The following is a 14,331-nucleotide window of genomic DNA, read 5'->3' on the forward strand; positions in this document are numbered from 1 at the left end:
GGAAATTATATATTTTAAATTATTTTACTAAGAAAAAATCTTAGCCAGTAAAAATGAAAAAAGAAAGGTCTTCAGGACCTTTCTTTCGAACATATTCAAACTGTTTTTCCTATAAAATGAGATTAATGTTTCTTCATAATAGAAATTATGCTATTTTTTGAATCATTTGGGAGTATAATGAAACTTTCCGCCGTGAGAAAAGTGCTTGAAACAAGATTGTTTCAAGCACTCGGGAGTTTTGAGACCTTAGGCTCAAAACTAAGTCATGGAACTTCTTCGAAGTTCGCTGACGTCCGTACTCACCTAAGGAAAGTTTCTAAATTTTCTTTATCATCAATCCAAAGAAAGGTTTAGCTAACTTTTCTTTTCAAACAAACTTTAGAAATCTTATCCACCAAGGTAGGCCTTGCGGACTTCTTCTGAGGCTAAGAGTTCTTTTCCTGTTCCGGTAAGAACGACTTTCCCTGTTTCCAAAACATAACCGCGGTCTGCGATGGCAAGGGCCTTATTGGCATTTTGCTCGATCAAGAGAACAGTTGTCCCTTGTTTTTGGATATCTTGGATGATATCAAAGATTTCTTGGATAAAGATTGGAGCCAATCCCATAGAAGGTTCATCCAGAAGCAAGAGTTTTGGCGTCGACATAAGTGCACGACCCATTGCAAGCATTTGTTGTTCCCCACCAGATAGGGTGGCTGCATCTTGGTTCTTCCGTTCTTCCAAACGTGGGAAACGGGAGAAGACTTTCTTCAAGTTAGCTTGATTTTCTTCTCGATCTTTCTTCAAGAAAGCTCCCATCTCCAAGTTTTCCATAACAGTTAAGCCCGGAAAGACGTGGCGGCCTTCTGGAACTTGAGAAAGTCCTGCTGCTACAATCTTTTGAGCCGGAACCTTTTGAATCTCCTGACCCAAAAATTCGATTTTCCCAGCACTTGGACGCACCAAACCGGAAATGGTACGAAGAATAGATGTTTTCCCAGCACCGTTAGCACCGATAAGAGAAACAACTTCTCCTTCATTGACCTCGAAACTGACATCACGGACAGCCTGGATCATGCCATAGTGTACAGAAAGATTTTCAACTTTTAACATAGACATTAGGCTTCACCTCCTAGATAGGCTTCGATTACGCGTTTGTTGGTCTTGATTTCATCTGGCGTACCATGGGCAATCAAGCGACCATATTCCAATACATAAATCCGTTCCGTTACTTCCATAACCAAACTCATATCGTGCTCGATCAGCATGATCGTAATATTAAATTCTTTTTGAATGCGACGGATCAATTGGGTTAATTCTGCTGTTTCTTGAGGGTTCATCCCTGCAGCAGGTTCATCCAAGAAGAGGATTTTTGGCTCTGTCGCAAGGGCACGAACGATCTCCAAGTGACGTTGTTGTCCGTAAGCTAAATTTTTGGCCAAGGTATCTGCTTCTTTTTCCAAACCAAAAATCGCTAACAATTCAAGGGCTTTCTCTTTCAAAGCTTCTTCATTCTTGTAATAGCTTGGCAAGCGGAAAAGACTCGCAAAGACATGTGGTTTGTGGTGATTGGCAAAGGCAATCAAAACATTGTCCAAAACGCTCAAATCTTTAAAGAGACGAATATTTTGGAAAGTCCGTCCCAGACCACCTGCAGCGATTTTATAAGGTGCTTTACCATTTAGTAGCTGACCATCTAAGGTAATGGTCCCTTCACTTGGTTCATATACCCCTGTTAGGAGGTTGAAGAGGGTTGTTTTCCCGGCACCGTTGGGTCCGATCAAACCAACCAATTCCCCTTCATTGAGTTCCATGGTCACATCCCCAACGGCTGTCAAACCACCAAAGTTTTTTGTTAAATCTTTTACTTCAAGAAGTGCCATTAGTTAGCCTCCTTTTTTGAGAGTAGTTTTTTCAAGCTGAATTCCCATGTTCCAAGAAGACCACCTGGACGGAAGATCATCACGAGAATCAAAGCCAATGAGTAAATGATCATACGGACACTTGAGAAGTCTTGAAGCACCATGTTCAAGATACCCAGGACGATGGCTGCCACAACTGTTCCTGACATTGATCCCAAACCACCAAACACGACAATGATCAAGACATTAATGGTATTGGTGAAAGAGTAATCTTTAGGAACAACAGAGCCGATAAAGCCGGCTTGGAGAGATCCAGCAATCGCCGCTGTGATCGCGCCAAATACAAAGGCGATGACTTTGACTTTGGTCGTATTGATCCCAACAGATTCTGCTGCGATTTCATCTTCACGAACAGAAAGGGTAGAGCGTCCAATTGGACTACGTAAGAAGTTAATCGTAAAGATCGTTGTAATGACAACAAAGAGGTAAACCAATTGCCAAGTTGTAAAGGCTGGCAAACCAAGGATCCCAGCAGCACCATTGGTGAGGGTACCACCATTGACGATCAAGATCCGGATGATTTCAGAAACCCCAAGTGTCGCAATCGCGAGGTAGTCCCCTTTCAAACGAAGGGTTGGAACCCCAACGATCAAGGCAACGACACCAGCAATCAAAGCACCTAAAACCATCGCGCCAAAGAAAGCACCATAGGTTGGTGATTTGGAACCGAGAATAGCTGCAGAGTAGGCACCAATCGCCATAAATCCGGCATGGCCGAGTGAGAATTGACCTGAGAAACCAACGATGAGGTTCAAGCCAACTGCAAGGATAATATTAATTCCGATTTGTTCTAAAATTTGGATATAGAAGAGGTTGAGCACACCCGCTGCAACCAAGACTTGGATCAAGGCAAAACCTGCGACCAAAAGACCAAGCCAGACTAAATTCACTTTTAAATTTTGTTTCATGGCTTACACCTTCTCTTTCACATTTTTACCGAGGATACCTGCTGGACGGATGAGCAAGATTACAATCAAGATGGCATACACAATGGCATCACGGAAGTCTGAAAGACCGATCGCTGTAGCGAAGGTTTCCAACAAACCGATAACAAATCCACCTAGGGCAGCACCTGGAATGATTCCGATTCCTCCAAGAACGGCTGCGACAAAGGCTTTGATCCCTGGTGTCATCCCCATCAAAGGCTCGATCGAGTTGTAATACAAACCAATCAAGACACCACCAGCACCTGCCAAGGCTGATCCCAAAGCAAAGGTAAAGCTGATCGTACGGTTTACGTTAATCCCCATCAATTGAGCGGCATCACTATCCACAGATACAGCCCGCATGGCTTTCCCCATCTTTGTTTTTTGAATAATAAATTGAAGAGCGACCATCAAGAAAACAGACACTCCCAAGATCATCAACTGAATGTTGGAGATTGAAATAGGACCGAAGTTGTAACGAACCGTTTTAATCACTTGCGGGAAAGAACGGGTATTGGCCCCTACAAAGAAGACCATCCCATATTCGAGCAAGAAGGAAACCCCGATGGCTGTGATCAAGGCTGCAATCCGAGTCGAATGACGAAGCGGACGATAAGCCAGGTATTCAATTACAACCCCTAAAATAGCCGTCCCAACCATGGCTAGGAGCAAGGCTACAAAGAAGTTCACTTTCCACGAGTTCAATAAGAAATATCCCATAAAGGCACCTACCATGTAGATATCTCCATGGGCAAAGTTGATCAATTTGATAATTCCATACACCATGGTATAACCAAGGGCCAAGAGTGCATAGACGCTTCCCAAGATTAGACCGTTCACTAATTGCTGGAGCATTTGAACCATCCTTTCTAACAATAAAGAGCGAGGCCAGGAATTTTCATTCTCCCAGCCTCTTGTACAAACAACAAATGATAATTATGGTTTAACAGACTCAACTGATTTGACTTTACCATCTTTCAAGCCAATCATAAGAGCTGATTTAACCGGGTTGTGGTTCTTGTCAATTGACATTGTACCAGTCACACCTTCCAAGTCTTTCAACTTCGCAAGGTTATCTTTCAATTCGACAGAGTTCTTAGCACCTTTAGATGCTTCTGCAACCATGTAAACTGAATCATAAGCCAAAGCTGCGAACATTGAAGGTTCTTCATTGTATTTCGCTTTGTAAGCTTCTACGAATTTCTTGGCTTTATCAGTCATTTCACCTTCAGTAGAGAATCCAGCTACGTAGTAGATGTCTGTAGCTGCAGCAGGTGTTGCTTGTTCAACGAACTTAGCATCGCTAAATCCATCCCCACCAATGATTGGTTGTTTGATTCCCATACCACGCGCTTGGTTTACGATCTTACCAGTTTCTGTGTAGTAACCTGGAAGAACAATCGCATCGAAGTCTTTATCTTTGATTTTTGTAAGAGCAGCTTGGAAGTCTGTATCCTTAGATTGGAAGGTTTCTGTTGCTACGATTTCACCTTTGTAAGATTTCTTGAAGGCTTCAGCAATCCCTTTCGCATAGTCAGATGAGTTATCGTAGTAAAGAACGACTTTCTTCGCTTTCAAGTTATCCGTTGTGTATTTGGCAATGATTTTTCCTTGGAAGCTATCGATGAAGGTTGCACGGAAAAGGTAATCTTGACCTTTTGTCAAATCATCTTGAGTTGCAGATGGTGTAACCAATGGAACACCTGCTTTACCAGCATTGGCAACCGCTGCTGCAGTAGCACCTGAAGTTGCAGGTCCTACAAGAGCGTTCACTTTTGATTGAGTGACAAGGTTTGTAGTGACTGTAGCTGCTTCAGCTGTTTCAGATTTGTTATCTTTATCTGTGACAACGATCTTCTTACCGTCAGCTCCACCCTTAGCGTTGATTTCATCAACGGCCAATTGAGCACCTTTTTGTTCAGCGCTACCGTAGGCTGCTACTTCACCAGTTTTTTCAAAGTTAAAACCGACTTTTAGTTCTTTGCCGATTTCGTTACCAGTTGTGTTTGAACCTGAAGTAGAAACTTCACCACAAGCAGCAAGAAGAGCGACACTTGCAATGGTTAAAAATGAAAGAGCAAATTTTTTCTTCATTTGTAATGATCTCCTTAAATGAATCTTAAAATAAATACATTAAGAATATACCGAATTATCTGACAATTGTCAATAAAAAAAACGCAATCCATCAAATGATTGCGTTTTCTAAACTTCTGTTACCACAGATGGGGTCTCCAATCGTTGCAAACTCCCCACAAAATCTGTATCTAAATCTTTGAGATGGCAAGGCAAGACTTTTTTGACATAACGTTCTTTCTTTAAGTCTTCCATGACTTGATCCGCCTTGTCACTGTCCACATACAATTGGACATAACGGCATTTCTTAGAATGGTACAAGACATCTCCGACTGATTGTAATTTTTTCCCGTCGCGATTGTAATACAATTTAACAATTAAGCCTGTTCTTTCTTGTTTCTCAAACATGGTCAATCCCTTTCTCGTTCTGTTACTAGTATATCAAATTTCAAGAAAAAGAACTACTCTTTTATGAGAGCAAAAAAGAGAGTGGGACAGAAATCGGTAATTCGTTAGAATTCGATTTCGTCGTCCCACCTCCGCACAGTTGAGTAGGGCTGTAAAAGCTGATGAAATCAGCGAAGTAGAGCCCACTCAACCACTGCGTTTTGCTCGACAATCCAAAAATAATTGAGAGGCTAGGACTTTTGTCCCAGCCTCTTGACGGGCCTTCCCACAGGATGGTTTAGCCCAATTTATTATTGGCCATGATTTCATCAATAAAGCCATATTCAAGTGTTTCTTGTGCGCTCATCCAATTATCACGTTCCGCATCAGCATGCACTTTTTCAATGGATTGACCTGAATTTTCCGCAAGGATTTTTTCCAAGTTATTCCGTGTTTTGAGCAAGTGTTCTGCTGCAATCGCCATATCGGTTTGTTGGGTACCACCACCAGTACCACCCATTGGTTGGTGAATCATGTACTCGGCGTTTGGCAACATGAAGCGTTTGCCCTTCGCACCGCTTGAAGCGATAATTGTTCCCATAGAAGCTGCCATCCCCATGACAATGGTTTGGACATCTGACTTGATAAAGTTCATGGTATCTACGATGGCAAGACCTGCAGAGACAGAGCCTCCTGGTGTATTGATATACATATAGATATCTTTTGTATTATCTTGGGCATCCAAGAAGAGCAATTGAGCGATAATGGAGTTAGCCATTTGGTCCTCAACGGGTCCTGTTACCATGATAATTCGATCTTTCAACAGACGGGAATAAATATCGTAAGAACGTTCTCCACGACTGGTTTGTTCAATAACTACTGGAATCATCTATTCTTCTCCTTTAGTATCCATTCATTCTCACGATTCGTGAGGTTCAAAGTATATGTGCTATTATAAACCAATGGTCAAAAAAGGTCAAATCTTAAGCACCTTTCGGACGAATCATGAATGGTTTCTTATTTGGTACCGAATAAACGGTCACCCGCATCTCCAAGACCAGGAACAATGTAGCCATGTTCATTCAAATGATCATCGAGGGCTGCTGTAAAGATATCAACATCTGGGTGAGCTTCTTGAAGAGCTTTCACCCCTTCTGGCGCTGATACCAAGCAGACAAATTTGATATGGCTAGCGCCACGTTTTTTCAAGGAATCAATCGCTAGAATAGCGGATCCACCCGTAGCAAGCATCGGGTCTACTACAAAGATACGACGTTGATCAATATCTTCTGGCAATTTCACCAAGTATTCAACTGGTTTCAAGGTTTCTTCATCACGGTACATCCCGATATGGCCAACCTTAGCAGCTGGTACCAAACTCAAGAGACCATCAACCATCCCAATCCCTGCACGAAGAATTGGGACAATAGCCAATTTCTTACCTGCGATTTGTTTTTGAACGGTTTTGGTAATAGGAGTTTCAATTTCAACATCCTCAAGAGGCAATTCACGCAACACTTCGTAGCCCATCAACATAGCAATCTCATCTACCAATTCACGAAAGGCCTTCGTAGAGGTATCTGTACGACGAAGAATAGACAATTTGTGTTGAATCAGTGGATGTGTAATAACTTCTAATTTTCCCATTTTGAGATCCTTCTTTCTAAGCTGTTATTATTCAAAAAAGAGCTATGATAAAAGTGGAGTCAAGCTCTACTCTTTCTTTCAGTCCCTCTTTGATACTCACAGCACATGGAAATCTTCATTTCCAACTTTACATTCTTCTTATTATACCAAATTTTACAAAAAAAAGAGAGCCCTTACACTTAATTTTTTAAGTTCGGACTCACTCTTTCTATCAATCAATTACAACCATTCTTTGTATTTCTTAATATAGATACGTTTGACAACCGTCACACTCAGCATATAGAGGACGATAATCGCAAACAATAGAACAAAGTACAATCCATTTAGTTGGCTCAACTTCAAGATAGAAGCCAAAGGACTATATGGAAGGGAGGTTACAAAGAAGGCTGCTGCTAAGGTCGTCACCACGACTGAGAAGGCTGGACGACTTTGGATAAATGGCAGTTTTGGTGAACGCAACATATGAATAACCATGGTTTGAGACCACATAGATTCGATAAACCATCCGGTTTGAAACACCATGATAAAGGCTGCTGCATCTGTTGCTCCATGGTTGTAGCCATGACCTAAAATCATAGGAACAACAAGGAAGTAAAGAAGCATGTAGGTAATAATATCAAATACAGATGAAATTGGACCAATCCAGGCCATAAAGCGCATGATAGAGTTTGCTTCCCAGATACGAGGTTTCTTGAGGAATTCCTTGTCGACATTGTCAAAAGGAAGGGCGATACAAGAAAGATCATAGATAAGATTGAGCACAATCAAATGAACAGGAGCCATTGGAAGGAAAGGCAAAAAGATGCTGGCGAAGAGCAGAGAGAAGATGTTCCCGAAGTTAGAAGAGACCGTCATCTTGATGTACTTGGTCATATTGGCATAGACCTTGCGGCCTTCAACCAAACCTTTTTCAAGGACCATCAAATCCTTATCCAGAAGGATGACATCTGCCGTTTCCTTGGCGATATCCACAGCGGTATCCACGGAGATCCCAACGTCTGAGACCTTCATGGATGGAGCATCGTTGATCCCATCTCCCATGTAACCAACCTTGTGGCCATTATTCTTGAGGCAGAGGATGATCCGCGCTTTTTGATCTGGTGATAGTTTGGCAAAGACCGTTGTTGTTTCCACAACTTCTGCTAACTCTTGGTCTGTCATCGTATCGATTTCGCTTCCCAAAAGAATCCGCTCGACATCTAGTCCTACTTTTTCACAGACAGCTTGGGTGACCTTTTCATTGTCCCCAGTTAAGATCTTGGTGGTTACCCCATATTCTGCAAGAGCTTTGATTGCTGGAGCTGCAGAAGGTTTTGGTGGATCAAGAAAGGCAAGGTAACCGGTTAGGATCATGTCTCGTTCATCTTCAACACTAAAGATGTCATTTTCGTCCAAGTCGGTTTTGTAGCTGACGCCCAAAACACGAAGACCTTGTTCATTTAATTGAGCAACTTCAGCGAGGACCTCTTGACGGACTTCATCTGTCAGGCGTTTAATCTCCCCCTTGTACTCAACATAAGTCGATACAGAAAGCATTTCTTCCAAGGCACCCTTGGTCACCATGCTGACCACACCGTCTTCGTCTTTGACAATGACACTCATGCGACGACGTTCAAAATCAAAGGGCAATTCATCAATCTTATGGAAGGTTTGATCCAGATCGCGAACAATCTCATGTTTCTTGGCTTCTTTCTGGGTCCGATTGATAATCGCTCGGTCCATCAAATTTTTTAGCCCGGTTTGGAAATAGGAATTCAAGTAAGCTCGGCGAAGGACTGATAGATCCAATTCGCCATGGATATCAAGCGGATACTCCAAAACGATTTCATCTTGGGTCAAGGTACCTGTCTTATCAGTACACAAAATATCAATAGCCCCAAGGTCTTGGATGGCATTGAGTTTTTTGATAACGACTTTTTCCTTGGCCATGATGATGGAGCCCTTAGCAAGACTCGCCGTAATAATCATCGGCAGCATTTCCGGAGTCAAACCAACCCCAACGCTGAGGGCAAAGACACCCGCTTCTAACCAGTCACCATCTGTGAGACCATTGATCACAAAGACAACGGGCACCATCACTAACATGAGCCGAATCAAGAGCCAAGAGATGGTATTCATTTCTCTCTCAAATGAGGTTGGTTCGTCATAGGTGTTGATGGTTTGCTCAATAGCTCCCATCATGGTTTCATCCCCCACGACCAGGACCAAGGCTGTTGCCCGTCCGGAGATGACATTGGTTCCCATGAAGGCCAAGCTTTCACTCGCCAAGAGACTATCTAAATTTTGACTCTCAGCCTTGCTGAGACAAATCTTTTCAACAGCATCACTTTCCCCTGTAAGACCAGATTGTTGGACAAAGAAGTCACGGGAATCGATCAAGACCACATCTGCTGGAATCATATCGCCGGCACTCAGTTTGATCACATCTCCTACGACGATTTCATCGATCGGAATTTCTTGTTCTGATCCATCACGAAGAACGGTCGCTGTATTGACAATCATACGTGATAAGTTGCTAGCTGCTTTGTCGCTCCGCAATTCTTGAATGAAGCGGATACCACCAGAGATCAGGACCAAGGTCACAATGATGATGGAGGTCGTTGGATCCTGTTCACCTGGTTTTGCTAGCCAGACATTAGTAATGAAGGAAACCAGCGCAATGACTAACAAAATCACTGTAAAAGGATTGATGATGGATTCGTAGATCTTTTTGATCATGGAATCTTCTTGACCTTTTGTGATGACATTTTCGCCATAGGCATCGCGGTTTTCTTCTACTTGATCGTCAACTAAACCAAGGGCACTGGTTTTGTAGTTGGCAAAGGTGCTTTCAAGTGGTTCTTGAAGAGCAGCAATGAGTCTTTCTTTATTTGTTTGCATTGGTATCTCCTTTTTCAATCAGGAGCCAATCACTTTTGGAGTCCCTACGACACAAATCAGCGATTGGCTGGTTCGGTGCGGTTCGGGATGATCGTCGATTTGTATCATAGCTCTCTCCTTTCTCTTTTCTTGGTAAGGCATAAAAAAGAGTCCTACCCTCGATCGGTAGGACTCATGAAACTCGTCATTTATTTTTCAATCAAAACTCTCAAAAAACTGACCGTCCAAGCTTTAGCTCCACAAGGCAATGAAATGAGCTTAGTCTTGACCTTTGCGATCAGGACTGTTAACCAACGAGTAGTGTCTCCACTGCTTTGCGGTAGTCATCCGTATCCTTGTGGTAGCCTCACCTACCGTATTTCGAGTTTATTTTACTCCTTCACTCACAGAAAGTCAACACTTATTTGTGAAAAGTTTCCACCAAGCGTTTGGTGATTTCTTCAATGAGGGTGAAAGGGGCTGCTACATTGAGGCGAGCATGCAAGTTTCCTTCTTTTCCAAAATCTGTTCCACGGTTCAAAATCAATTTGGCTTGGTCATGAATTTTAGCATGCAGCTCATCATCGGTATAAGGATAGGCTGAAAAGTCCAACCAAAGAAGATAGGTGCCTTGGGGTTTCATGACACGGATTTTGGTCTTTTCATGCAATTCATCTACCACATAGTCGATGTGTTTTTCAAAAACTTGCTTGAGCTCTGTCAACCAAGGCTTGCCATGACGATAAGCCGCTTCTGTAGCAATATACCCTAAGCCTGAGATTTCATGTTGATTATTAGTCAATTGCCGTTGTTTAAAAGCCGTACGAAGCTTTGGATTTTCAATGACCACATAGGAATTTTTTGTTCCTGCAATATTGAAAGTCTTGGTTGCACTGGTTAAGATCAAACTGAAGTCTTTAAAGATTGGATCAACCGTGTTAAAGCTGGTATGACGGTGGCCAAACAAGGCCAAATCTTGGTGGATCTCATCTGAAACGAGAAGGACACCATGTTTTTGACAGAGGTGGCCGATTTTTTCCAAGACTTCACGATCCCATACACGGCCTCCAGGATTGTGCGGATTACACAAAACATAGAGTTTAACTTCTTGCTCCACAATGTCTTTTTCGAGCTGATCAAAATCAATTTGGAAAAGACCATCCTTTTCAACTAATGAATTTTCGATCAATTTTCGACGATTGAGTTTGACACTTCTGGCAAATGGAGGATAGACCGGCGTATTGATTAAGACAGCATCCCCTTCCTTAGTAAAGGCTTGAATAGCTGTTGAAATGGCTGGAACAACACCTTCGATAAAGACGACAGCTTCCTTGTCAAAGGAATAGCCGTGCTCTTCTTTTTCCCAATCAAGGATAGACTGGTAGAGGGTATCCGATGCGTAGGTGTAGCCATAGACCATTTGGTCCGCATAACCGATCACCGCTTCTCGTACTTCTGGAATGACATTAAAATCCATGTCCGCGATCCAAGCCGGAATGATTTCTGGATCTGTCTCTGTTTCTTTCCACTTGTAGGTATGGTGGGTCAAGCGATTCGGTAAAGTCGTGAAATCATATTTGGTCATCTTAAGCCTCCAATGCTTGTTTCAAATCTTCAATCAAATCATCCGCATCTTCAATTCCGATGGACAAACGAAGCAGATCATCTGTCAAACCGTATGAATGGCGAACTTCTGCAGGAATGTCCGCATGGGTTTGAGTGGTAGGATAAGTGATCAAGCTTTCAACTCCGCCAAGACTTTCTGCAAAGGTAAAGACTTGAAGGGAATTCAACAAGTTAGGAATTTTTTTCTCATCTTGAATTTTAAAAGAGACCATTCCACCTTTTCCAGTGTAGAGGACTTCTTTGACCTGAGGGGAGGTTTTCAAAAACTCGACCACCTTGCGAGCATTCTCTGTAGAGCGCTCCATCCGGATAGAGAGCGTCTTGAGACCACGGATCAGCAGATAGCTGTCAAATGGGGAAAGAACAGCACCTGTCGTGTTCAAGTTGTAAAAGAGTTTGTCATACAAGTCCGCATCATTAGTCACGACAACACCAGACAAGACATCGTTGTGACCAGCTAGGTACTTGGTTGCTGAATGAAGAACAATATCTGCTCCCTCTTCAATTGGGCGTTGATAGATTGGGCTATAGAAAGTATTGTCCACCACGACTTTGGCACCTTTTGCATGGGCCAATTTAGTTAAATGAGCAATATCAAATTCCAACATCAATGGATTGGTTGGTGTTTCAATATAGAGGACATCCACCGGATCATGAACTAGATGGTGGATCAGTTCTTCTTCCGTATTGGCATAGGTGAAAGAGAAACGACCTTCTTGCTCTTGTTGGTTAAACCAGCGGAAAGAGCCTCCATAAAGGTCACGAACGGCTAAGACTTTTGAACCAACAGGGAAAATGCTAAAAGCAAGTACAATAGCTGACATTCCAGAGCTTGTCGCCAAAGCATAATCTGCACTTTCTATAGCTGCCAAAGTCTTTTCAGCTGTTGCGCGTGTTGGATTTTTCGTACGGGTATAGTCAAAACCTGTAGACTGACCAAATTCTGGGTGTTGGTAAGTCGTAGAGAAATGCAAAGGAGTCGTCAAAGCTCCCGTTGCTTTATCCGACTTGATTCCTGCCTGTGCCAAAATCGTATTGATATTGCGTTTTTTACTCATATTGCCCTCCGATAAACATTCAATCTAACTGATTACTATTTTATCACTATTATGAGGAGAGCGGTTTTCCCATTTTCAAGACCTAGCTATAGTTTCAAACTATAAGAAAAGGCTGGGCACTTTTTACCCAACCTCTGATTTATTTAATCCGGAATTTTTGTCTGAGACGTGCAGCTTGACCTCCAATAAAGCGGTCAAAATACCGTAGCCATAATCCTAAGGCTCCATAAATAGCAACTCCTAATCCGCCTATGACGATGATATAAATCATGCTCGATACACGGCCATTTGGTGGGAAAATCCAGCCCAAAATCAAGCCTGCGATCAAGACTCCAAGTAGCATCACTACAGTCAGGATAGAACCAAGCAAGGTCCGCTTGAAGATGATGGTTCGATTAAACTGAGTAATGGTTTGGATCTCCCGATACATGAGAACGATTGGCACCATTAAGGCAATGGTCGTTGACAAAAGCGGCCCATAAGAACGAAAGACCAAAATAAATGGAATTTGTAGGACCAATTTCACCACTACACCATAAAAGAAGTAGCGGATGGCCTTGCGATTTTGAAAGAGGGCTTGAATCATTGGCGATAAGACCGTGTAAAGACCGAGAATTACCGTCTGCAACATCGCTACGATGAAGAGTCCTAAGGCCAAGCTATCTGGTTGCCCATAGAAAACCGTATAAAGTGGTTTTGCGACTGCTACTGCACCAAAGGTGGCTGGGAGCAAGAAAGCTAGCAACATGGTCAAGTTATCCTGTACGAGCTTCCCAGCTGCTTTTAGGTCCCCCTTCACATAATTCTCTGTCAAGAGAGGAATCCCAACTCCCCCAATCGAAGTCGCTACTGCTATCAAGATCATGGTAATTTTGTTTGGATTAGCAGAGAAATAACTAAACATGACCATGAGCTGCTTTTGACTATAGTCTGTGAACCAAGACATGACATTGATAAAGGTCATCTGGTCAACAATTTGGAAGAGCTGAATCGCAGAACCAGTAATGATAAAAGGAATAGCTTCCCGAATCGTATCGATCAAGAGAGCCCGAGTGTCAATCCCTTCACTTCCCTCTTGCTTTCTAAAAATAGAAGAGAGCAAGCCTGTCTTTGCAAGGTAATAAAAGAGCACCAGAAGGCTCGCTCCCATACCGATAAAGGCCGCAAAGGTCGACTGCGTCACAGCCTGCACATAGTCTCCTGAGCCAATCTTCATAATGAAGAAGGTCGTGAGCAACATCCAGATGACCCGGATCACTTGTTCAGCGATCTGGCTAATGGCGTAAGGCTTCATGTTGTTAAAACCTTGGAAAAATCCCCGGATGACACTCATGGAAGGAAAGATCAAGACAGCCCAAGAAAGGCTCTGCATGATCGGAATCAACTCTTTTCCCCCACCTGAAAGACTAGCAAAGACAGGAGACAAAAGATACATGAGAATGGCAAATCCAAGGCCTAGAATTCCCATGAACTTCAAGAAACCCCGAATCAAAGCAAAGCTATGATCGGCTTGGTCCCGGGTATTGTATTTGGCTACTTGCTTGGCAACAGCTACGGGCACTCCAGCTGTCGAAATCAAGAGAAACCAAGCATAGATATTGTAGCCCATTGTAAAAAGACCATTGGCTTGTGGCCCATATTTCCCCATCCAAATATACCAAGGAATAATATAAGCGGCTCCTAGCAAACGGCTGATAAAGTTGCTGGCTGTCATCCAGGCAGTCCCGCGTAGCATCTGGGCTTGCTGGTCATTTTGTTCGTGACTCATTGGTATCCTCTTTCGTTTCTTCTTCTCTTCATTATAAACTTTTCCATGACACTTGTAAAATAGGGACTTTAGGTTTACAATAGTTT

Annotated in this window: 12 protein-coding genes and 1 riboswitch; all 12 genes read right to left on the reverse strand. The window is 42.7% G+C overall.

What is annotated here, in order from left to right:
- Positions 1-387: 387 nt before the first annotated feature.
- Positions 388-1,098, reverse strand: a complete 711-nt coding sequence (locus tag HMPREF1195_RS04890) for an ABC transporter ATP-binding protein (RefSeq protein ID WP_003005434.1) — start codon at positions 1,096-1,098, stop codon at positions 388-390.
- A complete protein-coding gene (locus HMPREF1195_RS04895; protein WP_023918806.1) occupies positions 1,098-1,862 on the reverse strand; it encodes an ABC transporter ATP-binding protein in 765 nt (254 codons plus the stop codon). Before HMPREF1195_RS04895 ends, HMPREF1195_RS04890 begins: the two co-directional genes overlap by 1 nt.
- On the reverse strand, positions 1,862-2,809 hold the full coding sequence (locus HMPREF1195_RS04900; protein WP_003008278.1) for a branched-chain amino acid ABC transporter permease: 948 nt from the start codon (positions 2,807-2,809) through the stop codon (positions 1,862-1,864). Before HMPREF1195_RS04900 ends, HMPREF1195_RS04895 begins: the two co-directional genes overlap by 1 nt.
- A 3-nt stretch (positions 2,810-2,812) precedes the next feature.
- The gene (locus HMPREF1195_RS04905; protein WP_021153669.1) at positions 2,813-3,682 is read right to left on the reverse strand and encodes a branched-chain amino acid ABC transporter permease; all 870 of its coding nucleotides are present in this window, start codon (positions 3,680-3,682) and stop codon (positions 2,813-2,815) included.
- 81 nt (positions 3,683-3,763) lie between these two features.
- Complete coding sequence (locus HMPREF1195_RS04910; RefSeq protein WP_023918808.1) at positions 3,764-4,921, reverse strand: ABC transporter substrate-binding protein; 1,158 nt, start codon at positions 4,919-4,921, stop codon at positions 3,764-3,766.
- Positions 4,922-5,029: 108 nt separating this feature from the next.
- The gene (locus HMPREF1195_RS04915; protein WP_023918810.1) at positions 5,030-5,308 is read right to left on the reverse strand and encodes a DUF2129 domain-containing protein; all 279 of its coding nucleotides are present in this window, start codon (positions 5,306-5,308) and stop codon (positions 5,030-5,032) included.
- Between the two features lie 277 nt (positions 5,309-5,585).
- A complete protein-coding gene (gene clpP, locus HMPREF1195_RS04920) occupies positions 5,586-6,176 on the reverse strand; it encodes an ATP-dependent Clp protease proteolytic subunit ClpP (protein ID WP_021153673.1) in 591 nt (196 codons plus the stop codon).
- A 128-nt stretch (positions 6,177-6,304) separates the two neighbouring features.
- Positions 6,305-6,934 (reverse strand): uracil phosphoribosyltransferase, encoded by a 630-nt coding sequence (gene upp / locus HMPREF1195_RS04925; protein WP_003005574.1) that lies wholly within the window; start codon positions 6,932-6,934, stop codon positions 6,305-6,307.
- Positions 6,935-7,153: 219 nt separating this feature from the next.
- Positions 7,154-9,814: a magnesium-translocating P-type ATPase gene (mgtA, locus tag HMPREF1195_RS04930; protein WP_023918811.1), complete on the reverse strand. Its 2,661-nt coding sequence runs from the start codon at positions 9,812-9,814 to the stop codon at positions 7,154-7,156.
- A 207-nt stretch (positions 9,815-10,021) separates the two neighbouring features.
- A riboswitch (M-box (ykoK) riboswitch) is annotated at positions 10,022-10,179 on the reverse strand.
- Positions 10,180-10,214: 35 nt separating this feature from the next.
- Entirely contained in the window at positions 10,215-11,378 is a 1,164-nt protein-coding gene (locus HMPREF1195_RS04935; RefSeq protein WP_023918813.1) for a MalY/PatB family protein, read from the reverse strand.
- Between the two features lies 1 nt (position 11,379).
- Positions 11,380-12,477: a cystathionine gamma-synthase gene (locus tag HMPREF1195_RS04940; RefSeq protein ID WP_023918815.1), complete on the reverse strand. Its 1,098-nt coding sequence runs from the start codon at positions 12,475-12,477 to the stop codon at positions 11,380-11,382.
- 139 nt (positions 12,478-12,616) lie between these two features.
- Positions 12,617-14,245, reverse strand: coding sequence for a putative polysaccharide biosynthesis protein (locus tag HMPREF1195_RS04945; RefSeq protein WP_003005489.1), 1,629 nt, complete (start codon positions 14,243-14,245; stop codon positions 12,617-12,619).
- Positions 14,246-14,331: the final 86 nt, after the last annotated feature.

The sequence above is a fragment of the Streptococcus parasanguinis CC87K genome, assembly GCF_000507765.1.
Classification (GTDB): domain Bacteria; phylum Bacillota; class Bacilli; order Lactobacillales; family Streptococcaceae; genus Streptococcus; species Streptococcus parasanguinis_J.

Excerpts from the sequence above, each read along its gene's own strand:
- HMPREF1195_RS04890 (WP_003005434.1), bottom strand. The coding sequence starts at position 1,098 with ATGTCTATGTTAAAAGTTGAAAATCTTTCTGTACACTATGGCATGATC.
- HMPREF1195_RS04900 (WP_003008278.1), bottom strand. The coding sequence starts at position 2,809 with ATGAAACAAAATTTAAAAGTGAATTTAGTCTGGCTTGGTCTTTTGGTC.
- mgtA (WP_023918811.1), bottom strand. The coding sequence starts at position 9,814 with ATGCAAACAAATAAAGAAAGACTCATTGCTGCTCTTCAAGAACCACTT.
- HMPREF1195_RS04940 (WP_023918815.1), bottom strand. The coding sequence starts at position 12,477 with ATGAGTAAAAAACGCAATATCAATACGATTTTGGCACAGGCAGGAATC.
- upp (WP_003005574.1), bottom strand. The coding sequence starts at position 6,934 with ATGGGAAAATTAGAAGTTATTACACATCCACTGATTCAACACAAATTG.
- HMPREF1195_RS04895 (WP_023918806.1), bottom strand. The coding sequence starts at position 1,862 with ATGGCACTTCTTGAAGTAAAAGATTTAACAAAAAACTTTGGTGGTTTG.
- HMPREF1195_RS04910 (WP_023918808.1), bottom strand. The coding sequence starts at position 4,921 with ATGAAGAAAAAATTTGCTCTTTCATTTTTAACCATTGCAAGTGTCGCT.
- HMPREF1195_RS04945 (WP_003005489.1), bottom strand. The coding sequence starts at position 14,245 with ATGAGTCACGAACAAAATGACCAGCAAGCCCAGATGCTACGCGGGACT.
- HMPREF1195_RS04905 (WP_021153669.1), bottom strand. The coding sequence starts at position 3,682 with ATGCTCCAGCAATTAGTGAACGGTCTAATCTTGGGAAGCGTCTATGCA.
- HMPREF1195_RS04935 (WP_023918813.1), bottom strand. The coding sequence starts at position 11,378 with ATGACCAAATATGATTTCACGACTTTACCGAATCGCTTGACCCACCAT.
- clpP (WP_021153673.1), bottom strand. The coding sequence starts at position 6,176 with ATGATTCCAGTAGTTATTGAACAAACCAGTCGTGGAGAACGTTCTTAC.
- HMPREF1195_RS04915 (WP_023918810.1), bottom strand. The coding sequence starts at position 5,308 with ATGTTTGAGAAACAAGAAAGAACAGGCTTAATTGTTAAATTGTATTAC.